Below are 26,114 nucleotides of genomic sequence, written 5' to 3'. Positions count from 1 at the left end.
TTCTAGTCATCTATCGAGCGGGCCTTCAGGGTCCGTTTTTATTTGCCTTTAAAAAAGCGCATTGCCGCAACGCACAACTTTCCCCTATGCTGAGTAGCAAGCCTGACATAAAAAAACAGATAGCGCAGGTTATGCTCAGTACATCAGGCAGTAAGAGCAGATAGCAAGAACAGATAGCAAGAACAGACAGTAAAACAGGTCCGTAAAAACAGGCCCGTACAAACAAAATAGCAAAACAGACGGTCTACCTTACTCACGTTAGGAGTCATCTCATGCAAGAAGTGGTCATTGTTGCGGCTCGCCGCACCGCGGTCGGTTCCTTTGGCGGCTCACTGGCAGGCATTCCTGCAAGCGAGCTTGGCGCGTTAGTGATTAAGGATATCCTTGAATCAACCGGCGTTTCCCCCGACCAGGTGGACGAAGTACTCCTCGGCCAAGTACTGACGGCGGGCGTAGGGCAAAACCCTGCTCGTCAGGCGGCAATTAAAGCGGGCCTGCCGGCTTCCGTACCGGCCATGACAATCAACAAGGTATGTGGCTCAGGCCTAAAAGCCGTGCATCTTGCAACACAAGCGATTCGCTGTGGCGACGCTGAGCTGATTCTGGCGGGTGGGCAGGAAAACATGTCGGCGTCTCCCCATGTATTGCCCCATTCGCGCACTGGTCAGCGCATGGGCGATTGGAAAGCCATTGATACCATGGTGCATGACGGCCTTTGGGACGCCTTCAACGACTATCACATGGGCATCACTGCAGAGAATCTGGCTGAAAAATACGGCATCACCCGCGAGGAAATGGACGCGTTTGCCGCTCAGTCACAACAGAACGCTGCCAACGCCATTAAAGAGGGCAAATTTAAAAGCCAGATCGTGCCGGTGCAAATCCCCCAGCGCAAAGGCGATCCCGTTGTGTTTGATACCGACGAGAACCCGCGCGAAATTACCGCTGAAAAGCTGGCGGGCATGCGCCCAGCGTTCAAAAAGGACGGCACCGTTACCGCAGGTAACGCCTCCTCATTGAACGATGGCGCGGCCGTTGTGATGATCTGCTCGGCAGAAAAAGCCAAGGCGTTAGGTCTTGAGCCGCTGGCACGTATTGCCGCTTATGCCAATGCGGGCGTAGACCCTGCCATTATGGGTATTGGCCCCGTGCCAGCTACCCGTCGCTGCCTGGAAAAAGCCGGCTGGAGCCTGGAGGACCTGGACCTGGCGGAAGCCAACGAGGCTTTTGCGGCACAGGCCCTTTCTGTTCAGAAAGAGCTGGGATGGGATATATCCAAGGTCAACGTCAACGGTGGCGCGATTGCCCTGGGCCACCCGATTGGCGCTTCTGGCTGTCGCGTACTGGTATCGCTCCTTCATGAGATGATTGCCCGGGATGCCAAGAAAGGCCTGGCAACGCTGTGTATCGGCGGCGGCCAAGGGGTGGCACTGGCGATTGAGCGCCCCTGATCTCAGCGATTAACGCTTAAAATGTAAATGCCCCTGTCACTGACAGGGGCATTTTTATGCATCAAGGCTTCGCATCTAGCACTCATGGGGCGCTTAGCGGTGCTTTTCACCCACAATGGTGGCGGGTGTTCGCCATACCAACAGCGCGCCCAGCAAGAATAGGCCCGATGCGGCCCACATGGTAATAGGCAGGCTAGTAGCATCAACAACCCGGCCACCGACCATCGCGCCCAGCCCAATGGAGAGGTTGAATACAAAGGCCATCAAGGCGGTCGCGGCTTCGGTATTGGGTGCGGTGCGTAAAATCCACGTCTGTATGCTCACCGACACGCTGCCAAAGGCCGCGCCCCACACCATGAGTAGCAGCACGCCGCTGACAGGCTCGACCCCGAGCAGCGGGAAAGACGCCACCACCAATAGCAGCAAGCTTGGGATCGCCAGCACCGCTCGGTAAGGATGGCGCCCAGCGAACATGCCTGCGGCGATATTGCCCAGAATTCCTGCCGCCCCATACAGTAGCAGCAAGCTGCCCACATGGCGCTGAGCTACACCGCTTATCTCCTGAAGGATAGGGCTAATGAAAGTGTACGCTGCAAAGTGTCCGACAACTACAAAGCCCGTGACCAGAACCGCGACCCGAACGCCACGGCTAGTGAACTGCTGGGCCAGCACTTTGAGACGGACTGGCTCCCTGGGTGGAAGTGGCGGCAGCCAGCACCACAATGCCAGTGCGGTTAACAGGCTAAAACCGCCCAAAGCCCCAAACGCGATTCGCCAGTTGCTTAGATCACCCAGTAAGGTACCCAGTGGCACGCCAAGCACCGATGCAGCGGCTACGCCGCCAAAAATAATCGTCATAGCCTTGGGCACTTTATCGCTGGGCACCAAGCGCGGAGCAATACTCCCGGCCACGGCCCAATAACCGCCGATACTGACACCCACCAGCACGCGGGCGGCCAGCAATAGGATAAAGCTACTGGCCAGCGCTGAAAGCACGCTACCAATCACCATGACGACCATGAGTAGCGTGAGCATAATGCGCCGATCCAACCGGCCTACCGCCACGGGCAGTAGCGGCGCCGAAAAAGCGGCGACCACGCCCGGTACCATTACCATCAAGCCAGCGACACCGGGCGTTACATCCATGGATGAAGCCACCTGAGACAACAACCCGATAGGCAGCTGTTCAGCGGTTACCAATAGAAAAATGCCGATCATCACGGCGACCACCGCCCACCAACGCGGTGCCTGTTCCTTCTCCATGCCTACTTCCTTCTAACTAAACGTCCACCCAACCAAACGCTCTTTTAATCACACTTTCTTTCAACCAAACGACTCCGCCCCCGCAACCAGGGGCTACGGGGGCGGAAGAGACAACCTTACGGCGACTTAGTCCGCGGTGTTCTCACTTTCAGCGGCAAACGCTGCTTTCTCTTCTTCGGTGATCTCTTTCATCGAGAGCTTCACGCGGTTGCGGTTATCGATGTCGAGCACCTTCACAATCACGTCGTCGCCTTCGTTCAGGAAATCGCGCACGTTGTTAACGCGCTCAGCCACGATTTGCGAAATATGCACAAGACCATCCGTACCCGGCATGATGTTCACAAAGGCACCGAAGTCAGCAATACGTACGACCTTGCCGTTATACAGTTTGCCAATTTCCGCTTCTGCCGTAATCGCCAATACGGTATCGATGGCTTTTTTCGCCGCAGCCTTGTCTTCAGCGTAGATACGCACGGTACCGTCGTCATCAAGGTCGATAGACGCGCCAGTATCTTCGCAAATTTTGCGAATGGTGGCGCCGCCTTTACCAATAACGTCACGGATCTTGTCCGGGTCGATCTTGATGGTGGCCATGGAAGGCGCATTATCGGAGACGTCGGTACGGCTCTGGCTGATGACTACATTCATCTGCTCAAGAATACCCAGACGCGCTTTGTGGGCTTGCTGAAGCGCAGTCTCCATGATCTCTTCGTTGATGCCTTCAATCTTGATGTCCATCTGCAGGGCAGTAACACCCTCTTCTGAACCGGCCACTTTAAAGTCCATATCGCCAAGGTGATCTTCATCACCCAGGATATCGGTCAGTACCGCGTAGCCATCTTCGTCTTTCACCAGGCCCATGGCGATACCCGCCACCGGTGCTTTCAACGGAACACCCGCATCCATCAGCGCAAGTGAGGAGCCACATACAGACGCCATCGAGCTTGAGCCGTTGGATTCAGTAATTTCCGATACCACACGAATAGTGTAGGGGAAGGCTTCTTCAGACGGCAGCATGGCCTGAACACCACGGCGTGCCAGACGGCCATGGCCGATTTCACGACGTTTCGGGCCACCCATAAAGCCCGCTTCACCGACCGAGTAGGGAGGGAAGTTGTAGTGCAGCATAAAGCGGTCTTTACGCTCGCCTTCCAGCGACTCGATCAACTGAGAGTCACGCAGGGTGCCCAGCGTTGCCACTGCAATCGCTTGGGTCTCACCACGAGTGAACACCGCCGAACCGTGAGTCTTGGGCAGCGCGCCCACTTCGATCGCCAGCGGGCGCACGGTGAAGTTGTCACGGCCATCAATGCGCGGCTCACCTTTTACAACGCGTGAACGTACAACGCGTTTCTCAAGGCCAGCAAAGGCACCTTTTACTTCGTCTTTGCTGAACTTGTCGTTCACCGGTTCACCGTCAATGGCTGCCAGCTGTTCAACCGCCTGATCTTTCAGGGCTGCCAGGGCATCCTGGCGCTGCATCTTATCGGTGATGCGATAGGCATCGCCCACCTGCGCTTCAAACGCATCCGCAATGGCGGTTTTCAGCGCTACGTTCTCAGGGGCTGGCTGCCAGTCCCAACGCGGTTTGCCGGCCTCGGCAACCAGCTCGTTAATCGCGCTAACCGCGACCTGCATTTCCTGGTGACCAAACAGTACGGCGCCCAGCATCTCGTCTTCCAGAAGTTCTTTGGCTTCGGACTCGACCATCAGCACAGCGTTTTCAGTACCGGCAACGACCATGTCCAGCTCGGAAGTCGCAAGCTCTTCAACGGTCGGGTTAAGGAAATAACCCTGCTCTTCGTTGAAGCCAACGCGCGCAGCACCGATCGGGCCGTTGAACGGCACGCCAGAAATGCTCAGTGCAGCGGAGGTGCCCAGCATCGCGGCAATATCCGGATCGTGGTTACGATCAGTGGACAGAACGGTACAGATAACCTGCACTTCGTTCATAAAGCCTTTAGGGAAAAGCGGGCGGATCGGACGATCGATCAGACGCGAGGTCAGGGTTTCTTTCTCGGTCGGGCGTCCTTCGCGCTTAAAGAAGCCGCCGGGAATTTTACCTACCGCGTAGGTTTTTTCCTGGTAATGAACCGAGAGCGGGAAAAAGGGTTGGCTGGGGTTGGCTTCTTTGCGCGCCACCACGGTACACAGCACAACAGTATCTTCCATGGTGACCATAACGGCACCAGTGGCTTGACGAGCGATACGCCCGGTTTCTAGCGTGACGGTGCTACGACCGTACTGAAACGTTTTTTTTACCGGATTCACGGCGACTTCCTTTAACATTAATATCTACTTGTCTATTCGTTTGGGTCGTTTTGACTCGTCACCATTCTAGGCGCTGTAGCGCCATAGGGCTACCAGAAACCCAAAATCACCGGGCGCAAAGACCTTGCTCAGTGACTGACAGGCATAAAAAAACGGGCAGCTCACAAGGAGCTGCCCGTTTCTCAATCTTCGCCAACAATAACTTAGCGGCGCAGACCTAAACGCTGGATCAGAGACTGATAGCGTTCGAAATCTTTACGCTTCAGGTAGTCCAGCAGTTTACGACGCTGGTTTACCATGCGGATCAGACCACGACGCGAGTGGTGATCCTGCTTGTTGGTTTTGAAGTGGTCCTGCAGGCCATTGATGTTGGCGCTCAGCAGTGCAACCTGCACTTCAGGGGAACCGGTATCGTTATCGCCGCGGCCGTATTCGTTGACGATTTCGGCTTTCGTTTCAGCGGTTAATGCCATCTGTCTCTCCAGTAAGCAATATGCCTAAAATTTAATGGGTGAGACCACGCATATTTGCAGTCTCAGGCGACTCTTTTCGACGTACTGTTTCCAGTACTATTTTCGCGCAAACCGTCACATCCTTGCAACGTTTTACCCAGACTCTTACGAGATAGCGACGGTACTTAACAGCCGCTTGGGCGCTACTTCCTGAGCACCTTTTACAACACCGAGGCCGATAAACGTCTCGGCATAATAAAGTCTTGCCAATGCATCGGGGGCCAGCGCACCAATACTCAAGTTGGCCGATTGACCGTGGGCTAGACGCCCGTAAGCCGTTTCGTCCACCTCAAGCGTCGGCAGGTGATCCACCAGCACATCAGCGGGCATTAATTCAGCCTCACGCGAGGCCTGATCCGCCAATGCTTCAAGCGCTTCCAGCGTCCACATCGCATCGCCCGTAAAAGGCCCGGTCTTGAGCCTGCGGAGCTGACTGATGTGGGCACCACACCCAAGCGCCAAACCGATATCTTCGGCCAGCGTACGGATGTAAGTCCCCTTACTGCAGGTGACTTCAAGCTCGAAGGCTTCGCCGTCAAACGCAAGCTGGCGCGCATCATACACGCTTACCCGCCGCGCTGCACGCTCTACCTGCTTACCCTCGCGGGCCAGCTCATAGAGCTTTTTGCCCTGATGCTTGAGCGCTGAATACATCGGCGGCACCTGATCGATCTCACCACGAAAGCGCGCAATAGCAGCTTCAATGTCATCCGCTGTTAACGACGGCACATCGCGGCGTTCAATCACCGTGCCTTCTGCATCACCGGTGTCGGTGATCACACCCAGCTCAACGCGGGTGCGATACATCTTGTCGGCTTCCAGCAGGTGCGCGGAGAACTTGGTGGCCTCGCCCAGGCAAATCGGCAATAAGCCGGTTGCCATAGGGTCCAGCGTGCCGGTATGTCCGGCTTTTTGGGCCTCGAACAAACGACGCACACGCTGCAAGGCATGGTTGCTGGAAATGCCCTTGGGCTTATCCAGCAGTAACACCCCATTGACCGGTAAACCGCGACGGCGACGGGCCATTAGCGCGTCTCCTCACCTTGATCAGAATCACCTTCTTCACCTGCTTGACGAGCCCGGTCAGTCGACACGGCCTCTTCAATCAGGGAAGAGAGGTGCTGCCCACGCACCACGCTCTCATCGTAATGAAAACGCAGTTCAGGGACATGGCGCAGCTGAATGCGTTTGGCAATCTGGCTTCTTAGAAAACCGGCGGCACGCTTAAGCACCTGCAGGTTCTCCTTGATACGCTCAGGCTCCTGCTCACCCAACAGGGTGACATGGATATCGGCGTAGCCAAGATCACGGCTAACGGTTACGCCGCTCACCGTGATCATGCCCAAACGCGGGTCTTTCACTTCGCGTTGAATAAGTACCGCCAGCTCCTTTTGGAGCTGGTCGGCTACTCGGTCGGTACGCTTAAATTCGCGCATGGTTGTCTCCTCGCGGCCTTACAGGCTGCGCTCGACTCTGACTTGATCGAAGACTTCGATCTTGTCGCCGACCTGGACATCGTTGTAGTTCTTCACGCCGATGCCACACTCCATACCGTTACGCACTTCTTGTACGTCGTCCTTGAAGCGGCGCAGCGATTCGAGCTCGCCTTCGTAGATGACCACGTTGTCACGCAGTACGCGGATGCGTTTGCTGCGAGACACGGAACCTTCGACGACCATACAACCCGCCACTGCACCGATCTTCGGCGCACGGAACACATCGCGCACTTCGGCAACACCGACGATCTCTTCTTTCCAGTCGGGGGCGAGCATACCGCTCATCGCCTGCTTGACCTCATCGATCAAGTGGTAGATGACGCTGTAGTAACGCAGATCCAGGCCTTCACGCTCGATAATCTCGCGGGCAGCGGCGTCGGCACGGACGTTGAAGCCGACCACGATTGCCTCAGAGGCCAGCGCCAGGTTGGCGTCAGTACCGGTGATACCACCAACACCTGAAGAGACCACAGCCACTTGTACTTCATCAGTGGAGAGTTCTTCCAGGGCACCTTTAATCGCCTCCAGAGAGCCTTGTACGTCGGCTTTAAGAACGATATTAACCTTGGCCACTTCATCCTGACCCATCTGGCTAAACATGTTCTCAAGCTTGGCTTTCTGCTGACGCGCCAGACGTACTTCGCGGTACTTGCCTTGACGGAAGTTAGCCACTTCACGGGCTTTCTTCTCATCGGCCACGACCATGAAGTCATCACCCGCATCCGGCGTACCGTCCAGGCCCTGAATCTCAACGGGCATGGCCGGGCCGACGCTCTCAACCTGCAGGCCAAGTTCGTTGGTCAGCGCACGTACACGGCCGTAGTGCAGGCCAGCCAGAACGATGTCGCCTTTCTGCAGCGTACCGTTTTGAACCAGTACGGTGGCAACGGGGCCACGACCTCGGTCAAGGCGCGACTCAACGACAACGCCTTTAGCAGGTGCCGACGGCACTGCTTTCAGCTCAAGCACTTCAGAAACCAGCTGAATCGCCTCCAGCAGCTCTTCAATACCGTCACCGGTCTTGGCGGAAACGTGTACAAACTGCGTATCACCGCCCCACTCTTCGGAAATCACGCCGTGCTGCGAGAGTTCGTTACGAATGCGGTCAAAATCAACACCAATCTTATCGACCTTGTTCACCGCAACGACCATGGGTACTTCAGCCGCTTTGGAGTGCTCGATCGCCTCAATGGTCTGGGGCATCACGCCGTCGTCAGCAGCGACCACCAGGATAACCACGTCGGTTGCCTTGGCACCACGAGCACGCATGGCGGTAAACGCCGCGTGGCCAGGGGTATCCAGGAAGGTCACGCCACCATGGCTGTCTTCAACGTGGTAGGCACCGATATGCTGGGTGATACCACCCGCTTCACCGGTGGCCACTTTGGCACGGCGAATGTAGTCCAGCAGTGAGGTCTTACCGTGGTCAACGTGACCCATAACGGTCACGACGGGAGAGCGGGTGATCTCTTCGCCTTCATAGGAGATGCCTTCAAGCATTTCCGTTTCCAGCGCATCATCTTTCACCAGCTTGACCTTGTGGCCCATCTCTTCCACTACGATGGCCGCTGTATCCTGGTCAATCGTTTGGTTGATGGTCACGGCCGCGCCCATGTTAAACATGGCCTTGATGACTTCGTTGGCCTTGATCGACATTTTGTCGGCAAGCTCAGCCACGCTGATTGACTCAGGGATCGATACTTCACGTACAATCGGCTGAGTCGGCTTTTGGAAGCCGTGCTTGCCATTGCCGCTCTGACTTGGGCCACGGCGGCCGCCACGACGCTCGGCACGTTTTACTTTCTTCGCCCCGCCGCCGCGCTTACGCTCTTCGCGATCACCACGGTCATCTTCGTCATCACGACCTTTTTTCTTCGCGACAGCTTTCTTGGGCGGTGCAGTACGACGGTCGGTACGGCCTTCTTTCGGCGGTGCTGGCGGCATTTCCTCTGTCGCTGGCGCAGCTTCGATCTGAAGTTCGGGCACTTCAAGTTTAGGCTCAGCCGCTGCTTTCGCTTCGGCTTCTTTACGCGCGGCGTCTTCCGCTGCCTTGGCTTTAGCGGCGGCTGCTTTCTCGGCAGCTTCACGTGCTTCGCGCGCTTTACGCTCGGCTTCGGCTTCGGCCATATCGCCTACCAACTGACGCGGACCTGAATGCTTAGGCTCAGCGACTTTCGGCTTATCCTCTTCGGCGCTTTTGACGTACGTTTTTTTCTTACGTACTTGCACTTCAATCGTTTTACCGCGTTCGCCGGTTTTAATACGGCTGCGCGTTTTACGGGTCAGCGTGATACGGTTTTTGCTTGTATCAGTGTCGCTGTCGCCGCCATGGCTTTTCTTCAGAAAAGTCAGCAGTTTCTGCTTGTCTTCTTCAGACACGGCATCGCCTTCAGAGGCGTGCTTCAAGCCAGCTTCTTTCATCTGTTCTAGTAGGCGGGGCACATCACGGCCCACCTTTACTGCAAAATCTTTAACTGTCATATCTGACATAGTGACCCTCCTCAGCCCGTGACCTGTTTACTGTGTGTTCGAATCCGATGCGTTATCGTCTTCAAACCAGGGCGCACGGGCAGTCATGATCAGTGCCGCTGCGCGCGCTTCGTCCAACTCCTCGATATCGACCAGATCGTCGACAGACTGCTCGGCGAGATCTTCCATAGTGACAATGCCACGGCTAGCCAGAATGAAGGCCAGATGGCGCTCCATGCCGTCCATTTCCAGCAGATCAGTTGCTGGCTGGGCACCGTCTAGCGCTTCTTCCGAGGCAATCGCCATCGTCAGCAGCTCGTCTTTCGCACGTGCACGCAGCTCTTCAACCAGATCTTCATCGAACTCTTCGATCTCGAGCATTTCTTCAAGCGGCACGTAGGCAACTTCTTCCAGGGTAGTAAACCCTTCTTCTACCAGCAGGCGGGCCACGTCTTCGTCCACTTCAAGGTGCTGAACGAACGTGTCCACCAGGCTATCAATCTCCTGCTCGCGCTTGGAGTCAGCTTCTTCTTCGGTCATCACGTTGATACGCCAGCCGGTAAGCTCTGACGCCAAGCGTACGTTTTGACCACTACGCCCAATTGCCTGTGCCAGGTTATCCTGAGCAACCGCCACGTCCATTGCGTGGGCATCCTCGTCGACAAGGATAGACCCAACATCAGCGGGCGCCATGGCATTAATGACCAGCTGGGCGGGATTGTCGTCCCACAGCACGATATCGACACGCTCATTTTGCAGCTCAGACGAAACAGCCTGAACGCGTGAACCACGCATCCCCACACACGCCCCTACCGGGTCGATGCGGCGATCATTGGTCTTAACGGCAATTTTGGCACGTGAGCCAGGGTCGCGCGCAGCCCCTTTAATCTCAATCAGCTGTTCAGCGATTTCAGGTACTTCAATTTTAAACAGCTCGATAATCAACGCCGGGTTGGTACGCGACAGCTGCAGCTGGGCACCCCGTGCATCCGGGTCAACTTTAACCAGCAGTGCGCGAACCCGCTCGTTCATGCGGTAACGCTCGCCGTGGATCATCTCATTGCGCGGCAAGAAGGCTTCAGCATTCTCGCCCAAATCGATAATCAGGCCGTCGCGAGTGGTCTTTTTGACAATACCGGCCACCAGCTCGCCTTCACGGTCCGCATATTGGCGAACCACTTCAGCGCGCTCAGCTTCACGCACTTTTTGTACGATGACCTGCTTGGCAGTTTGGGCGGCAATACGTCCAAACATCGCGTTTTCGATCTGCTGTTCAACAACGTCGCCAAGCTTCAAAGGCGGGTCGCGCTGCTCGGCGATGGTCTCTTTGATTTCGTAATCTGGCGTTTCGAATTCGTCATCTTCAACCACTGTCCAGTAGCGGAAGGTGTCGTATTCCCCTGTACGGCGGTCGATACGCACCCGTACATTGGCTTCTTCATTTTCAAAACGCTTGCGTGACGCGCTCGCAAGAGCCGCTTCTACCGCCTCGAAGATGACATCCCGGGGGACGCCTTTTTCGTTGGAGATCGCGTCAACGACCATTAAAATTTCTTTACTCATGCGTTTGCCTCGCCAGAAAACCTGTCCTTTTGTGCATCACCCCGGCAGCCTGCCGGCAGCGCCGCCACCCGGTTAATCGTCGAACTGCGGTACGATGTGCGCTGAATCAATGCTTTCAATCGGAAAGCAGAACTCCTCGCCATCCAGTTGTAGCAGTACTTCATCACCCTCGACACCTGCCAAGAGCCCCTGGTATTTGCGCCGTCCATCAAACGCCACGCGCAGCTTAAGTGCGACATGGTGGCCTTGATAGCGGGTAAATTGATCCAGGGTATATAAAGGGCGTGCCATACCGGGCGAAGAGACTTCCAGCCGGTACTCACCGGGAATGGGATCTTCCACGTCCATCACAGCACTGACTTGGCGACTAATATCAGCGCAATTTTCCACACTGACACCGCTTTCGCTTTCGATGTAAACCACCAACCGCGAATGCTTGCCTTGGGAAACATGATCGATGCCCCATAGCTCAAAGCCCATGGCGGCGACGACAGGTTCAATTAGCGCATGTAGCGCTGCGTGTTTAGTGGCCACAGACAAAGCTCCTATAGCCGTTGCATCAGGCACCTGGCCAGGAGTTATTAGAGAAGCCAGGAGGCTGATTGGCGTTACCCGGAATGTGTCTCCGGCAACTCGGACGATATCCGCTCTTGAGACACGCTTGTTAACAAAAAGCTTGCTAACAAAAAGCCCCTTCACAGGAAGGGGCTTTTCATAAGAAACCTGTAATACCAACCAGGAAACACAGCGCAGGATTTACCTACTTGGCAATTAACCCTTATCGACATCTCATTACCATGATCTGTCAGGCTAGTCGCCTATCTAACGTGCTACCAGGAAATGGTAGCGGGGACCGGATTTGAACCGATGACCTTCGGGTTATGAGCCCGACGAGCTACCAGACTGCTCCACCCCGCATCAATCTAGGTCGACGATAATAGACACTTGAACCACTTACGTCAAGAACTCTTTTCGTCTCAGGCGCTAAACCTGGGTTTCTTTATCAAAACGTTTTTTGACGAACGTTGTTTGATAAAGAGTCTGGGAAGCTGGCGAGCCAGCAAAACAGATGGTGCCGAAGGCGGGACTTGAACCCGCACGACCATACGGTCACTACCCCCTCAAGATAGCGTGTCTACCAATTCCACCACTTCGGCATCAGGGGAGGCTAAAGAAAGCGACATCAAGCATTTACTCGCTGCTTTCCTCTAGCACTGGCGCGGTATTATCCACACTTGCAGGGCTATCGTCAAGCGTTGGAACGCTTTGCTGTTGCTCGATCAGGCGTGAATCAGGAATACCCGCTTCCGGCGCCTGGCCTGCTTGCGTTGCAAAGTACGCCAGCGCCATAGAGGTTACGAAAAAACCTGCTGCCAGAACCGCGGTGGTACGCGACAAAAAGCTACCGCTACCGCGCGAGCCAAATACCGTTTGCGAGGCACCGCCTCCAAACGCGGCACCCGCTTCGGCACCTTTACCCTGCTGAAGCAGGATCAATACAACCAGGGCGACCGCAATCACCACGTGGACCATAAGAATTGCAACTTGCATGGCGTTATCCTGCTGACTGACAAATGGCGTAAAAATCATCGGTTTTGAGCGAAGCACCGCCCACTAAACCGCCGTCGATATCCGGCTGGGCAAGTAGCTCAGCCGCATTTTTTGCGTTCATACTGCCGCCGTAGAGCAACCGCATCTGCTCAGCGAGCGCTGCACTAAACTCTGCGAGGTAGGCGCGGATTCCGGCCATTACGTCCTGCGCCTGCTCGGGCGTTGCTGTCCGCCCGGTACCAATCGCCCATACGGGTTCATAGGCAATCACGACCGCTTGGCGCTGCTCGGGCGCTAAACGCGTCATCGCATAGCCTACCTGGCGCAATACCACATCCATGGTCTTCTCGGCATCGCGTTCGGCAAGTGACTCACCCACACACAGAATGGGTGTCAGGCCATTATCCAGCGCCGCCAATAAGCGATCAAACACCTGCTCATCGCTTTCACAGTACAGCTCGCGACGCTCGGAGTGACCCACCAGCACATACGCCACTTCGAACTCTTTGAGCATACATCCGCTCACTTCACCCGTGTGTGCACCAGACTCGATAGGATTGAGCGTCTGGGCGCCTAACGCTAGCGGTGTATTGCGAAACGCCTGACGCGCCGCGTCCAGATAAGGAAAGGGGGGAATAAGCACAACGTCCAAGGCTGCAGGTAACGAGACATCAGCAAACGCGCTGCCAAAATCATTTATCAGTGCAGCGGACCCGTTCATTTTCCAATTACCGGCAATTAATGGCGTACGCATGAACTCTCCTCACTCAAGGTGGAGCGAAATGGTATAGGAGCGGCCTTGACAAGACAACCGCTGACAAGCACAGCTGCCTTATTTGAGCAAGGCTTGAACACGATCAGCCAGCCCCTGAGTCAACTGATCAACATTCAAGTGACCGCAGCCTTCTACCATCACGCGAATCAATGGCTCGGTGCCGGAGGGCCGCAACAGCACCCGCCCTTGATCACCCAGCTGTTTTTCAACGTCAGCAACAGCGTCCTGCAGGGCGCTTAATGCCATGACATCATGCGCCAAGGTCCCAGCGGGCAAGCGCACATTCACCAAGGCCTGCGGGACTTTCTCAAACCCTTTCAGCAATTCCGGCAGCGATGCTTGCTCACGGATCATCAATGCCAACACCTGTAGAGCAGCGACAATGCCGTCTCCAGTGGTTTGCACATGACCGCATACAATATGCCCCGACGCTTCGCCACCCAGCTCCCACTCGTTAGCCGCCATCATCTCCATGACAAAGCGATCGCCCACCTTGGCCCGTTTAAAGGGGATACCCAGCTTTTCAAGCGCGACAGCAAGGCCAAAGTTACTCATTAAGGTGCCGACCACGCCGCCTGCTAACAGGCCTCGCTCATGACGGTCACGAGCAATCAAATAGAGAATATCATCGCCATCAATTTCGCGGCCATCACTATCCACCATCAACACTCGGTCCCCATCACCATCAAATGCGATGCCTAAATCGGCCCCCCGGTGGATGACCGCAGCACGTAGCGCCGCAGGATGTGTAGAGCCTACTTGATGGTTAATATTCAAGCCATCAGGTGACGCGCCGATAACGCTGACCTCTGCGCCTAGCTCGCGAAACACGTTTGGCGCAATGTGATAGGTCGCACCGTGGGAGCAATCCAGCACAACGTTTAGCCCATGCAGGCTTAAGCGGTCTGGCAGTGTCGATTTGCAAAATTCAATATAGCGACCAGCGGCATCACCGATCCGAGTTGCCTTGCCTAGCTGGGCCGCTTCAGCGGTCGTTAACGGCGCCTCCAGCATGGCTTCGATACGGTCTTCTGTCTCATCGGGGAGCTTTTTACCCTCTGCCGAGAAAAACTTGATGCCGTTATCATCAAACGGATTATGTGATGCTGAAATCACGATCCCTGCATCGGCACGAAACGTGCGGGTGAGATACGCAATACCTGGTGTCGGCATGGGCCCCAAAAGCGACACATCAACGCCTGCTGCTGAAAGCCCGGCTTCTAACGCCGACTCAAACATGTAACCTGAAATACGCGTGTCTTTACCAATCAACACCCGCGTCCGCCCCTTTTCGCGGCGCAATACCTGGCCCGCTGCCCAACCAAGCTTGAGCATAAAATCGGCAGTGATTGGTGCCTGTCCGACCGTGCCCCGAATCCCGTCGGTACCAAAATAGCGTCGTGTCATGAATATTTTTCCTCGTTTAGCGGCATGTCGCACCCCTCCTGGAGTACCGCCCAGGCCATATTAACGGCATCGACCGTCGGCCCCACATCGTGCACACGTAGAATTTTAGCGCCACGCTCAACGGCCATGGCAGACAGCGCAAGACCACCCGCCAAACGCTCTTCAACCGGACGCCCCAGCACTTTGCCAATCATGCTTTTACGCGACATTCCCACCAACAGCGGCAAACCAAGCGCCTGCAGGGCATCCATATATTTTAGCAGGCGCAAATTGTGTTCAACCGTTTTACCAAACCCAAAGCCCGGGTCGAGCAGCAAACGGCTGCGACGCAGGCCAGCAGCCTCGCACTCCGCGACACGCTGCGCTAGATAATCAGCGACAGCCGCTTCCACCGGCTGGTCATAAGAAGGTGACTGCTGCATATCCTGCGGCTCACCCTGGCGGTGCATTAAACAGACAGGAAGCCCGCTGCCAATGGCCGCCATTAAGGCATCTTCACGCTCAAGCGCACGCACGTCGTTAATCATTCCAGCGCCCAGCGCGCTTGATTCGCGCATCACCAGCGAGCAGCTGGTATCGACTGATACCAACGCATCCAGCTCACGAACCAGCGCTTCAACAACCGGCCCGACCCGATCAAGCTCCTCTTGAGCACTTAGCGGCTCAGCCCCGGGGCGCGTCGACTCACCGCCCACATCAATAATCGCGGCACCTTCGGCAAGCATACGCTCGGCATGACGCAGCGCGTCATCCAGCGCTACGTGCCGACCACCATCAGAAAAAGAGTCGGGCGTAACATTTAAAATCCCCATAACGCGAGGAAAAGAGAGATCCAGTACATGGCGCCCGCAACGCATGTGCACATTCTCATTCATTGCGGGTGATAAAGAGGGGTCAATTATTGATTTCATGCGGCTGCCTATTAAAAAGAAGCACTGCTACTGCCTGAATAACAGCATAACAAAAAGGCGCCCCATATTGGGGCGCCTTTGCAGTGGCCGGAGCGTATCAGGAGCCCGTTGAACCACCTAGCGGGTCAGAGGGGCGTCGGCGAGGCTTGTCATCATCCTCGTCACCCTCATCCCCTGAAGCACCACCACCAGACGCATGATCAGTGGCGTTCGGTGAATCGTTCTGCGTCGTCGGTGCGTCATCGCTAACGGGCGTGCCACCACCAGGTGAATCACCGTCGTTCCAACCTTCCGGCGGACGCGGGTCACGGCCCTCCATGATATCTTTCAACTGGTCGGCATCGATGGTTTCGTACTTCATCAACGCTTCGGTCATGGCTTCCAGCTTATCGCGATTATCGGTCAGGATCTGACGCGCCTGCTCATAACAATCGTCAATAATCTTACGTACTTCTTTATCAAGACGCGTCGTTGTGTCACCCGACTTCATCTTGCTGCCGCCCTGGCCCGGGCCACCGAGAAACTGATGTGACTCATCTTCGTCGTACATGATCGGGCCCATCTCGTCTGACAGCCCCCATTTCGCGACCATGTTATGAGCCAGTTCGGTAGCGCGCTTGATGTCATTAGAAGCGCCGGTGGTGACACCGTTGGCCCCCAGCGTCATCTCTTCGGCGATACGGCCACCGAACAGCGAACAAATCTGGCTAAGAATCTGCTGACGCGACAGGCTATAACGGTCTTCCTCGGGCAGGAACATGGTGACACCCAATGCCCGACCGCGCGGAATAATCGTTACCTTGTAGACCGGGTCGTGCTCAGGCATCACCAGGCCGATAATCGCATGGCCCGATTCGTGATAAGCCGTATTCAGCTTCTCTTTATCGGTCATGACCATCGATTTGCGCTCAGCACCCATCATGATCTTGTCTTTGGCAAGCTCTAGCTCTTCCATGCTGACCAAGCGCTTGTTACGGCGCGCGGCGAACAGTGCTGACTCATTCACCAGGTTAGCCAAATCGGCACCTGAGAAACCTGGCGTTCCACGCGCAATAATCGACGGTTTAACGTCTTCTGCCAGCGGCACCTTACGCAGGTGAACGCCCAGAATATGCTCACGGCCACGGATATCTGGTAAGCCAACGGTCACCTGACGGTCAAAACGGCCTGGACGCAGCAGCGCTGGGTCAAGTACGTCCGGACGGTTGGTCGCGGCAATCACGATAACGCCTTCGTTGGCTTCAAAGCCGTCCATCTCAACCAGCAACTGGTTAAGCGTCTGCTCACGCTCATCATTACCGCCGCCCATACCGGCACCGCGTGAACGACCTACCGCGTCAATCTCATCGATAAAGATAATACAGGGCGACTGCTTCTTGGCCTGTTCGAACATGTCACGTACACGCGATGCACCGACACCCACAAACATTTCAACGAAGTCGGAACCGGAAATCGAGAAGAACGGCACCTTGGCTTCACCGGCAATCGATTTTGCCAGCAGCGTTTTACCGGTACCCGGCGGGCCCACCATCAATACACCGCGAGGGATCGTACCGCCCAGGCGCTGGAACTTGGTTGGATCGCGCAGGAAGTCGACAAGCTCCTCCACTTCCTCTTTCGCTTCATCACAACCGGCTACATCGGCAAACGTGGTTTTGATCTGGTCCTGAGAAAGCAGCTTGGCCTTGGACTTGCCAAAGCTCATCGGGCCGCCTTTACCGCCACCAGCGCCGCCCTGCATCTGGCGCATAAAGAACATAAAGATGGCCAGGATCAACAGAATCGGGAAGCTTGCGATCAGCAGGCGCATCCAGATGCTTTGCTGCTCTGGCGCTTTACCCACCACCGTTACATTATTGCTTAGCAGGTCATCCATCAGCTTGGGGTCTTCAGCCGCCGGACGAATCGTCTGGAACTGCGAACCGTCCGTACGCTCACCGTTAATGGTATAGCCATCAATGGTAACGCTACGCACCTGCTGATTTTGCACCTGCTCCACAAACTGGGAGTAATTGGTGCTTTGGGGAGCACTTTCGGTACTAAAATTGTTGAACACTGTCAGTAGCACAGCCGCGATGACCAGCCACAAAATCAGGTTCTTCGCCATATCGTTCAAGGGGCTACCCTCATTACAAGAATCCGTCAGTTAAACGCCAATACTGAGACCTTACACCAGTACCTGGCGTTCAACCATTGCCAAAGCACTATTAACTTTGGGCCATCTGTATCACGCTTATCTCATGCGTATAATGTGACACACCTTGCGCCTGCCTGTCTGGCAATCGCGATGATAAATCTTTGCTATGCACGACCTGTCAGTTTAGCCGCGAAACCCCTCCGCTAAAAAGTAGACTTCCCGCGAACGAGCCCGCGAGGCATCTGGCTTACGGATCACGACACGATCAAAACTGCCGCGCAATTCTTTAAGGTAGGCGTCAAATCCTTCCCCCTGAAACACCTTGGCCAGAAAGCGGCCTTTGGGGGGCAGTGTCTCACGGGCGAGCTCTAGTGCCAGCTCTACAAGGTACATAGCCTGAGGCTGGTCAATCGCAGCCATACCACTCATATTGGGGGCCATGTCGGACATCACAAGGTCTACCTGACGATTTCCCAGCCGTTCAAGAATCGCATTAAGCACCGACTCTTCCGTAAAATCGCCTTGAATAAAGTCCACCCCTGCCAGCGCGTCCATCTCCAGTATGTCAGAGGCGATCACCACACCGTCCATACCGACTTTTTCAGCGGCGATCTGACTCCAACCGCCAGGCGCCGCGCCTAGATCAATGATCGTCATGCCCGGGCGAAGCAGCTTATCTTTTTCATCCAGCTCCAGCAGTTTATAGCTTGCGCGAGAGCGATAACCATCCTGCCAACTCTGTTTCACGTACTGGTCGTCAAAGTGCTCTTTCTTCCAGTTGTTGCTGGTTTTGCTCACTGAATGTTTACGACTCGGGGGCTTTTGCTGCATATCAGAATCTAACACTGCAATATAGAGATGGGCGCGTTAACGCGATAGCTTTCACTTGGTGGCATTTCACCGTAAGATGGAACGTTAAGCGCTAACCGGGATACCGCAAGATACCATGAGCTTGTCACAGGCACAAAAGAAAGCATTTCGCAGCATTGGCCACCATTTGAACCCAGTGGTCACCGTTTCTGAAAACGGCGTCTCCGAAAATTTGCTCACAGAACTCAACCGCGCGCTCAACGATCACGAGCTTATCAAGGTGAAACTTGCCCTGCCTGAGCGTGACGACCGTGCGGCCATGCTAAACGAACTGGTCACCGGCAGCCGCGCCGACGTCGTGCAAACGATTGGCAAAATGGCACTGCTTTATCGCAAAAACCCTAAAGCCAATCCGAAGCTCTCTAACGTTTCACGCTTCGAGGGTCACCACGGCCGCCACTAACGCGTTACTGTCTGGCTGTTACAAAGAGCGATAAAAAGCCCGCGATTCGGTTGATATCAACCTGATAAGCGGGCTTTTTTTATGGGCGCCCATTAAGTTGGGCACCCACTAGCTCTATAGACCTAGCGCTTAGGCATATTCAACGCTTTCGATCTCATACTCAACGTCGCCACCGGGTGTTTTCACCACGGCAACGTCGCCCTCTTCTTTACCGATCAACGCACGTGCAATAGGGGACGTGACAGAAATGCGGCCAGACTTAATATCTGCCTCATCTTCGCCCACAATGCGGTAGGTCACGCTGGCATCCGTATCCAGGTTGAGCAGAGCGACCGTGACACCAAAGATCACTTTCCCTGTATTCGGCAGCTTGGTGACATCAATCACCTGCGCTACCGAAAGCTTGCTCTCGATTTCCTGAATACGGCCTTCGATAAACCCCTGTTGTTCACGGGCAGCGTGGTATTCGGCGTTCTCCTTAAGGTCGCCGTGCTCACGCGCTTCGGCAATCGACGCAATCACTCGCGGGCGCGCTTCGCCCTTCAAATGATTGAGTTCTTCGCGAAGACTTTTTTCACCCGCAACCGTCATCGGGACCTTGTTCATTGACTTGCTCCTGCATGCAGATCCTGAAGGCGACGCACCGTAATCTCCCTACCGTACTCAAGTGCCATACAAACGGCATTAGCGCCCGCCAAGGTGGTTGCATAGGGCACCTTGCGCGCAAGAGCAGTACGGCGAATGACCGAAGAGTCATTAATAGCCTGACGACCTTCGGTAGTGTTCACGATGTAGGCGATTTCGTCGTTCTTAAGCAGATCGACGATATGGGGACGACCTTCATAGACTTTATTGACGTGCTCGACCGCAAGCCCAGCGGCTTCCAGTGCTTCGGCTGTGCCGCGTGTCGCGCATAGTGTGAAGCCTAATGTTAGCAGAGAACGAGCGACTTCGATAATCCCCGCCTTGTCCGGCTCACGCACGGAAAGGAACGCCTTGCGGTCACCCTCAAGCGCCGGGATTGCTTCGCCAGCACCCAACTGCGCCTTAAAGAATGCTTCGGCAAAGGTCTCGCCTGAACCCATTACTTCACCGGTGGACTTCATTTCTGGCGACAGAATCGGGTCAACGCCCTGGAACTTATTGAACGGGAAAACCGCCTCTTTCACGCTATAGAAGTGCGGAATGATTTCGCGCTCAAAGCCCTGCTCGGCAAGTGTCGTGCCCGCCATGCAGCGTGCCGCAATCTGGGCCAGCGAGGTACCAATGCACTTGGAGACAAACGGTACGGTACGCGACGCACGCGGGTTAACTTCAATCACGTAGATCTCGCCATCCTGCCAGGCCAGCTGCACGTTCATTAAGCCCTTTACGCCCAGCTCCACGGCCATCTGCTTGATCTGCTCGCGCATCTCATCCTGTACATCGGCGGGTAGCGAGTAAGGCGGCAGCGCACAGGCGGAGTCACCGGAGTGAACGCCCGCTTGCTCGACGTGCTGCATAATGCCGCCAATGACTACCTGCTGGCCGTCTGAAACCGCATCAATGTCGATCTCAATGGCAGCACTCAGGAAGTGGTCCAGCAGCACCGGTGAGTCGTTGGAAACCTTGACCGCATTGGTCATGTAGTTCTCAAGCTCAGAGGCGTCGTAGACGATCTCCATGGCCCGACCGCCCAACACGTAGCTCGGGCGCACGACCAGCGGGTAACCAATGGTTTCCGCCTTGGCGAAGGCTTCTTCAAAGCTGCGTGCGGTAGCGTTAGGCGGCTGTTTCAGGCCGAGCTTGTCGATCATCACCTGGAAGCGCTCGCGGTCTTCAGCACGGTCAATCGCATCCGGTGTGGTGCCGATAATTGGCACACCAGCCGCTTCCAGCTCACGAGCCAGTTTCAGCGGCGTTTGACCACCGAACTGAACAATCACGCCAACCGGCTTCTCTTTGTCAGCAATTTCAAGCACGTCTTCAAGCGTCACCGGCTCGAAGTAGAGGCGATCAGAGGTGTCATAATCCGTCGACACGGTTTCCGGGTTGCAGTTGACCATGATGGTTTCATAGCCGTCATCGCGCATGGCGAAGGCGGCGTGCACACAGCAGTAGTCAAACTCGATGCCTTGACCAATACGGTTCGGCCCGCCACCCAGCACCATGATCTTCTGGCGATCAGATACGTCCGCTTCACACTCCTCTTCATAGGTGGAGTACATGTAGGCGGTATCAGAAGCGAACTCAGCGGCGCAGGTATCCACGCGCTTGTAGACCGGACGAACACCAGCGGCCTGACGCGTTTGGCGGAACTCTTTTTCGCTCACGTTCAGCAGCGTGGCCAGGCGCGCATCGCCAAAGCCTTTGCGCTTGAGCTGATAGAGTTCGCGCGCAGAGAAATCGCTTAGTGAGCGCTTGGCAACGGCGGCTTCGGTCAATACCAGGTCTTCCATCTGGACCAGGAACCAGGGGTCGATATTGGTCAGTGCGAAGACGTCATCCACGCTCATACCTGAACGCATGGCATCGGCCACATAGAAGATACGCTCAGCGCCTGCCGCCTGAAGTTCTCCCTTGATCAGGGCCATATTTTCCGGGTTGAAATCGGTAATAATCGGGTCGAGACCGTCGTTACCGGTTTCCGTACCGCGCAGCGCTTTTTGCAGCGACTCTTGGAAGGTACGGCCAATGGCCATGACCTCGCCCACCGACTTCATCTGAGTCGTCAGGCGATCATTGGCCTGCGGAAACTTCTCAAATGTGAAGCGCGGGATCTTGGTGACCACGTAGTCGATAGACGGCTCGAACGACGCTGGCGTGCGTCCACCGGTAATATCGTTTTGCAGCTCATCCAGGGTGTAGCCAATCGCCAGCTTGGCGGCAATTTTGGCAATCGGGAAGCCGGTGGCCTTGGATGCCAGTGCGGAAGAGCGTGACACCCGCGGGTTCATCTCGATCACGACCAGGCGGCCGGTTTTCGGGTCCATACCGAACTGCACGTTGGAGCCACCGGTTTCTACGCCAATCTCGCGCAGCACCGCAAGGCTTGCGTCGCGCATGATCTGGTACTCTTTGTCCGTCAGCGTTTGCGCCGGTGCGACAGTAATCGAGTCGCCGGTATGCACACCCATCGGGTCAAAGTTTTCAATCGCACAGACAATGATGCAATTATCTTTTTTGTCGCGAACGACCTCCATTTCGTACTCTTTCCAACCCAGCAGCGACTCATCAATCAGCAGCTCGTGGTTGTTGGAAAGCTCGAAACCACGCGTACAAATCTCTTCAAACTCTTCCTTGTTGTACGCCACGCCGCCGCCGGAGCCGCCCATGGTGTAGGAAGGCCGAATAATGGTCGGAAAGCCAAGCTCGGCTTGAATTTCCCACGCTTCGTCCATGGTGTGCGCGACTTTCGCTTTCGGGCACTCAAGGCCAATACGCTTCATGGCCTGGTCAAACAAGTCACGGTCTTCGGCCATGTTGATGGCGTCGGCGTTGGCGCCGATCATCTCCACGCCGTGCTTTTCCAACACGCCATGTTTTTCCAGATCCAGCGCACAGTTAAGCGCGGTCTGACCACCCATGGTGGGCAGAATAGCATCGGGCTTTTCAGCCTCGATGATCTTCTCAACGGCCTGCCAGGTAATCGGCTCAATGTAGGTAGCATCCGCCATGGCCGGGTCGGTCATGATGGTGGCCGGGTTGGAGTTCACCAAAATAACCCGGAACCCCTCCTCGCGCAGCGCCTTACACGCCTGGGCGCCGGAGTAGTCGAATTCGCAGGCCTGGCCGATAACAATCGGGCCAGCGCCAATGATCAAAATACTGTTTAAGTCGGTACGCTTAGGCATAACGGTTCCCGCAAAAAATGGTGACGAAGAGCGACAAAAGCGGCATACAGTGATGAAGCAGAGCCTGCGTTAGCGGCGTGCCTGCATCATCGTGATGAAGCGATCAAACAGCGGCGCTACATCACGCGGGCCGGGGCTGGCTTCCGGGTGACCCTGAAAACTAAATGCGGGTCGGTCGGTGCGCTCAATACCCTGCAGCGTGCCGTCGAACAGCGAACGATGGGTGGCGCGCAAATTGGCCGGCAGGCTCGTTTCATCGGCGGCAAAACCATGGTTCTGGCTGGTGATCATCACAGCGCCCGTGTCCAAATCCTGAACCGGATGGTTAGCACCGTGGTGGCCATGGTTCATTTTGACGGTTTTGGCACCCGAGGCGAGCGCGAGCAACTGGTGGCCCAGGCAAATACCGAACACCGGCGTGTCCGTTTCGAGTACGTCCTGAATGGCTTTGATGGCGTAATCGCAGGGTTCGGGGTCACCTGGGCCGTTGGCCAGGAAAACGCCGTCCGGATTCATCGCCAGCACATCAGCGGCGGGCGTTTGCGCGGGCACCACCGTCAGGCGGCAGCCGCGGGCAGCCAGCATGCGCAGAATGTTGAATTTCACGCCGTAATCAAACGCCACAACATGGTAAGGGCGCTCGCCTTTCGTTGCATCCGCATAGCCTTCGCCCAGCGTCCACTCACCTTCTGTCCACTCATAAGCCTCTTTGCAGGAGACTTCTTTGGCCAGGTCCATACCTTTCAAACCAGGAAAGGCGTTGGCGGCCGCCAACGCGCGCTCAACGGCGTCATCACCCTGTGCGTCTTCGCCTGCCAAAATCGCCCCGTTTTGGGCACCTTTATCGCGCAAAATACGCGTCAGGCGGCGGGTATCAATATCAGCGATACCCACAACGTTTTGGCTTGCCAGGTAGTCAGACAGCGTTTGCTCAGAGCGGAAACTGCTGGCCATCAGGGGCAAGTCGCGGATAACCAAACCGGCGGCGGCAATAGAAGCTGACTCAATGTCTTCAGCGTTAATGCCGGTATTGCCGATATGGGGGTAAGTGAGCGTTACGATTTGGCGGGTATAGGAGGGGTCAGTCAGGATTTCTTGATAGCCGGTCATGGCTGTATTGAACACTACCTCACCGCTTGTTAATCCGTCCGCGCCAATGGCGATTCCATGAAACACGCTGCCGTCTTCCAGGGCCAAAATCGCAGGTTTGCTCAATGCGGGGTTATTCAAGTCAAGGTCCTCCCATGCTGGTGGGAGCCTGTGGGCGCAGGCTCAGCGATGCTGGTTGAAAACATCCGCAGGATGCCCTCACCAGAATCGAGATTAATGTTTGAAGTCTGGTTTTTTTAAACCCGGCGTTGAAACCCAGCTACCAAAACTTCAGTATCAAATGCTTAAAACTCGGGTCGTAAAAAAGCGGGACGAAGCCGATAAAGAAAAAATCGGTTTCATCCCGCTTGTTGTTCTGGGCATCTCAGGTCTGTGATCAGGCCTATATGCCAAAGGCAATACAGACGCTGTAGCTAATTTCGCTGTCACTAAATTCGCACTAACGAACCTGAGCAGGCAGTGGGCTGACCAACGCAACAAGCGCGCCGTCTGTTTTTCATGGGCCACCCGGCCAAAATTTATGGAATGTTACAGCATATTCTGGCCTTTGACTACCCATAAAAACCCGCAACGCGTGGTGCGCTTCTAAAGCGGGCCAAGATCGATGCGATGCTTCTCACTAAAGCCCTAACACATCCTGCATGTCGTAACGGCCATGCTTTTGGCCTGCGACCCAGCGCGCCGCACGTACAGCGCCTTTGGCAAACGTCATGCGGCTGGAAGCCTTGTGGGTAATTTCGATGCGCTCGCCTTCGGTGGCGAACATCACCGTGTGCTCGCCGACGATATCGCCCGCACGTACAGTGGCAAAGCCAATCTCTTTATCGGTACGCGGACCACACTGGCCTACTCGCTCAAACACGCCGTGCTCTTTTAAGGTACGACCGAGGCTATCGGCCACCACTTCGCCCATTTTAATCGCAGTGCCGGAGGGCGCATCCACCTTGTGGCGGTGATGCGACTCGATAATCTCGATATCGTAGCCTTCATCGCCCAGCGCTTTAGCGGCGGTTTCCAGAAGCTTGAGCGTGAGATTAACCCCAACGCTCATATTAGGTGCGAACACCATCGCCACTTTATCGCGGTAGCTATCCAGCTGGGCAAGCTCATCATCGCTCATGCCCGTGGTGCCGATCACCATGCACTTATCGTGCTTGGCACAAAATGCCAGATTCGCCAGCGTTACCTGGGGCGCGGTAAAGTCGATCAGCACATCGAAGTCGTTAACGATTGCGTCAAGGGAGTCGACTGCGCTAACACCGCACTTGCCCACGCCCGCTAACTCACCAATATCCGCACCTGCCAACGAGCTGCCTGGCTCGACAATTCCACCGGCGAGCGTCGCGCCAGCATCCTGTTCAATAGCGCTTACCAGCGTACGGCCCATTCGGCCAGCCACGCCTACAATGGCAACTCGGGTCATGCGAACTCCTGCATTTTGCGATCAATTACGTCGAATCAAACTGAATAGTAACCAAGCGGTGATTATAACAGACGCTTCAAGCAGTGCTGTGCTTGTGTTTCAGGCGGCCTGACTTTCCTTGCCGCTGGTTTTCAACGCTCTAGCATCTAAAGGCATGTCTTCTAAAAGCGTCAGTTTTGCCAAACGACAATCAGTTCCTCGTCTTTCGCCATGCGCACAAGGTGATTTTCCACCACGCCTTCCAACTGATCCAGATGCTCCTCTTCCAGGGCTTCGATAGACACCAGCAACTTGTCAGCTTCTGCGTGCAACAAGCAGGTGCCTTTGTCAGGAAATACAATCCTGCCCTCCTGCTGGCTGTGCTCAACCTCCAACTTATGCGCCCAGTGCTTGCAAAGCCGGTTAATGATGCGCTCGCCTGATGCAGTCGCAATTTCAGCACGTGATAAAGGCATAGTATTCTCCACTGGATAAAGGGTGTTACCTCTAGCTTATGGGTAACAGGGATAGCCGCCAAACAGTTAAATGCCTTGATAGCGCAACAGCGTGTTCAGCACCGTCTGAAAAATGTTCTTACCGTAACAGATGTCATCTCGACAGCTACATCGGATTCCATGATAATGCATCACTATGAGAATGCGAATTATACCCAAAAACTTCATATTCGAT

General features: G+C 55.4%; 21 protein-coding genes and 2 tRNA genes. 2 read left to right on the top strand and 21 right to left on the bottom strand.

Annotated features, from left to right (window positions below):
• Positions 1-272 precede the first annotated feature (272 nt).
• Positions 273-1,451, top strand: a complete 1,179-nt coding sequence (locus ACT3T6_RS05315; protein WP_193053253.1) for an acetyl-CoA C-acetyltransferase — start codon at positions 273-275, stop codon at positions 1,449-1,451.
• Between the two features lie 93 nt (positions 1,452-1,544).
• Here the strand turns inward: ACT3T6_RS05315 and ACT3T6_RS05310 are convergent, their stop codons facing one another.
• From ACT3T6_RS05310 to rlmE, 16 genes are all read right to left on the bottom strand, one after another.
• Complete coding sequence (locus ACT3T6_RS05310) at positions 1,545-2,714, bottom strand: MFS transporter (protein WP_193053252.1); 1,170 nt, start codon at positions 2,712-2,714, stop codon at positions 1,545-1,547.
• Positions 2,715-2,840: 126 nt separating this feature from the next.
• On the bottom strand, positions 2,841-5,003 hold the full coding sequence (gene pnp, locus ACT3T6_RS05305) for a polyribonucleotide nucleotidyltransferase (protein ID WP_172117589.1): 2,163 nt from the start codon (positions 5,001-5,003) through the stop codon (positions 2,841-2,843).
• A gap of 185 nt (positions 5,004-5,188) precedes the next feature.
• Positions 5,189-5,458: a 30S ribosomal protein S15 gene (gene rpsO / locus ACT3T6_RS05300; protein WP_018917553.1), complete on the bottom strand. Its 270-nt coding sequence runs from the start codon at positions 5,456-5,458 to the stop codon at positions 5,189-5,191.
• A 144-nt stretch (positions 5,459-5,602) separates the two neighbouring features.
• The gene (truB, locus tag ACT3T6_RS05295; RefSeq protein WP_193053251.1) at positions 5,603-6,523 is read right to left on the bottom strand and encodes a tRNA pseudouridine(55) synthase TruB; all 921 of its coding nucleotides are present in this window, start codon (positions 6,521-6,523) and stop codon (positions 5,603-5,605) included.
• Complete coding sequence (rbfA, locus tag ACT3T6_RS05290; protein ID WP_193053250.1) at positions 6,523-6,933, bottom strand: 30S ribosome-binding factor RbfA; 411 nt, start codon at positions 6,931-6,933, stop codon at positions 6,523-6,525. Before rbfA ends, truB begins: the two co-directional genes overlap by 1 nt.
• Positions 6,934-6,951: 18 nt before the next feature.
• Positions 6,952-9,483 carry a translation initiation factor IF-2 gene (gene infB, locus ACT3T6_RS05285; protein ID WP_172117593.1) on the bottom strand — a complete coding sequence of 844 codons (2,532 nt, stop codon included), beginning with the start codon at positions 9,481-9,483 and terminating at the stop codon, positions 6,952-6,954.
• A 27-nt stretch (positions 9,484-9,510) separates the two neighbouring features.
• Positions 9,511-11,025, bottom strand: a complete 1,515-nt coding sequence (nusA, locus tag ACT3T6_RS05280) for a transcription termination factor NusA (RefSeq protein ID WP_172117594.1) — start codon at positions 11,023-11,025, stop codon at positions 9,511-9,513.
• A 72-nt stretch (positions 11,026-11,097) separates the two neighbouring features.
• Positions 11,098-11,559, bottom strand: a complete 462-nt coding sequence (gene rimP / locus ACT3T6_RS05275) for a ribosome maturation factor RimP (protein WP_172117595.1) — start codon at positions 11,557-11,559, stop codon at positions 11,098-11,100.
• Positions 11,560-11,866: 307 nt separating this feature from the next.
• Positions 11,867-11,943, bottom strand: a tRNA-Met gene (locus ACT3T6_RS05270).
• Between the two features lie 152 nt (positions 11,944-12,095).
• Positions 12,096-12,182 (bottom strand) — tRNA-Leu (locus tag ACT3T6_RS05265).
• A gap of 34 nt (positions 12,183-12,216) precedes the next feature.
• Positions 12,217-12,576 (bottom strand): preprotein translocase subunit SecG, encoded by a 360-nt coding sequence (gene secG, locus ACT3T6_RS05260; RefSeq protein ID WP_172117596.1) that lies wholly within the window; start codon positions 12,574-12,576, stop codon positions 12,217-12,219.
• 4 nt (positions 12,577-12,580) lie between these two features.
• A complete protein-coding gene (gene tpiA / locus ACT3T6_RS05255) occupies positions 12,581-13,330 on the bottom strand; it encodes a triose-phosphate isomerase (RefSeq protein ID WP_193053249.1) in 750 nt (249 codons plus the stop codon).
• Between the two features lie 78 nt (positions 13,331-13,408).
• On the bottom strand, positions 13,409-14,758 hold the full coding sequence (gene glmM / locus ACT3T6_RS05250) for a phosphoglucosamine mutase (protein WP_172117598.1): 1,350 nt from the start codon (positions 14,756-14,758) through the stop codon (positions 13,409-13,411).
• Positions 14,755-15,669 (bottom strand): dihydropteroate synthase, encoded by a 915-nt coding sequence (gene folP, locus ACT3T6_RS05245; RefSeq protein ID WP_226912055.1) that lies wholly within the window; start codon positions 15,667-15,669, stop codon positions 14,755-14,757. The genes glmM and folP overlap by 4 nt, the downstream gene beginning before the upstream one ends.
• A gap of 97 nt (positions 15,670-15,766) precedes the next feature.
• Positions 15,767-17,785: an ATP-dependent zinc metalloprotease FtsH gene (gene ftsH, locus ACT3T6_RS05240; protein WP_193053248.1), complete on the bottom strand. Its 2,019-nt coding sequence runs from the start codon at positions 17,783-17,785 to the stop codon at positions 15,767-15,769.
• A gap of 204 nt (positions 17,786-17,989) precedes the next feature.
• A complete protein-coding gene (gene rlmE, locus ACT3T6_RS05235; protein ID WP_172117600.1) occupies positions 17,990-18,637 on the bottom strand; it encodes a 23S rRNA (uridine(2552)-2'-O)-methyltransferase RlmE in 648 nt (215 codons plus the stop codon).
• Positions 18,638-18,752: 115 nt separating this feature from the next.
• Between rlmE and yhbY the strand changes: the two genes are divergently transcribed.
• Positions 18,753-19,079, top strand: a complete 327-nt coding sequence (gene yhbY / locus ACT3T6_RS05230; RefSeq protein WP_087108709.1) for a ribosome assembly RNA-binding protein YhbY — start codon at positions 18,753-18,755, stop codon at positions 19,077-19,079.
• Between the two features lie 129 nt (positions 19,080-19,208).
• Here yhbY and greA read toward each other — a convergent pair whose 3' ends face one another.
• The 5 genes from greA to ACT3T6_RS05205 all read right to left on the bottom strand — a co-directional run bounded on the left by greA (position 19,209) and on the right by ACT3T6_RS05205 (position 25,900).
• Positions 19,209-19,685, bottom strand: coding sequence for a transcription elongation factor GreA (gene greA, locus ACT3T6_RS05225; RefSeq protein ID WP_172117601.1), 477 nt, complete (start codon positions 19,683-19,685; stop codon positions 19,209-19,211).
• Positions 19,682-22,912 (bottom strand): carbamoyl-phosphate synthase large subunit, encoded by a 3,231-nt coding sequence (gene carB, locus ACT3T6_RS05220; protein ID WP_193053247.1) that lies wholly within the window; start codon positions 22,910-22,912, stop codon positions 19,682-19,684. The genes greA and carB overlap by 4 nt, the downstream gene beginning before the upstream one ends.
• Positions 22,913-22,981: 69 nt before the next feature.
• A complete protein-coding gene (gene carA, locus ACT3T6_RS05215) occupies positions 22,982-24,127 on the bottom strand; it encodes a glutamine-hydrolyzing carbamoyl-phosphate synthase small subunit (protein ID WP_172117790.1) in 1,146 nt (381 codons plus the stop codon).
• 514 nt (positions 24,128-24,641) lie between these two features.
• The gene (gene dapB / locus ACT3T6_RS05210) at positions 24,642-25,445 is read right to left on the bottom strand and encodes a 4-hydroxy-tetrahydrodipicolinate reductase (protein ID WP_193053246.1); all 804 of its coding nucleotides are present in this window, start codon (positions 25,443-25,445) and stop codon (positions 24,642-24,644) included.
• A gap of 170 nt (positions 25,446-25,615) precedes the next feature.
• On the bottom strand, positions 25,616-25,900 hold the full coding sequence (locus tag ACT3T6_RS05205; protein WP_087108719.1) for a DUF2218 domain-containing protein: 285 nt from the start codon (positions 25,898-25,900) through the stop codon (positions 25,616-25,618).
• Positions 25,901-26,114 lie beyond the last annotated feature (214 nt).

This window comes from Halomonas sp. 72 (assembly GCF_052379785.1).
Taxonomy (GTDB): Bacteria; Pseudomonadota; Gammaproteobacteria; order Pseudomonadales; family Halomonadaceae; genus Vreelandella; species Vreelandella citrativorans.
This window is presented reverse-complemented; position numbering and strand designations above follow the sequence as displayed.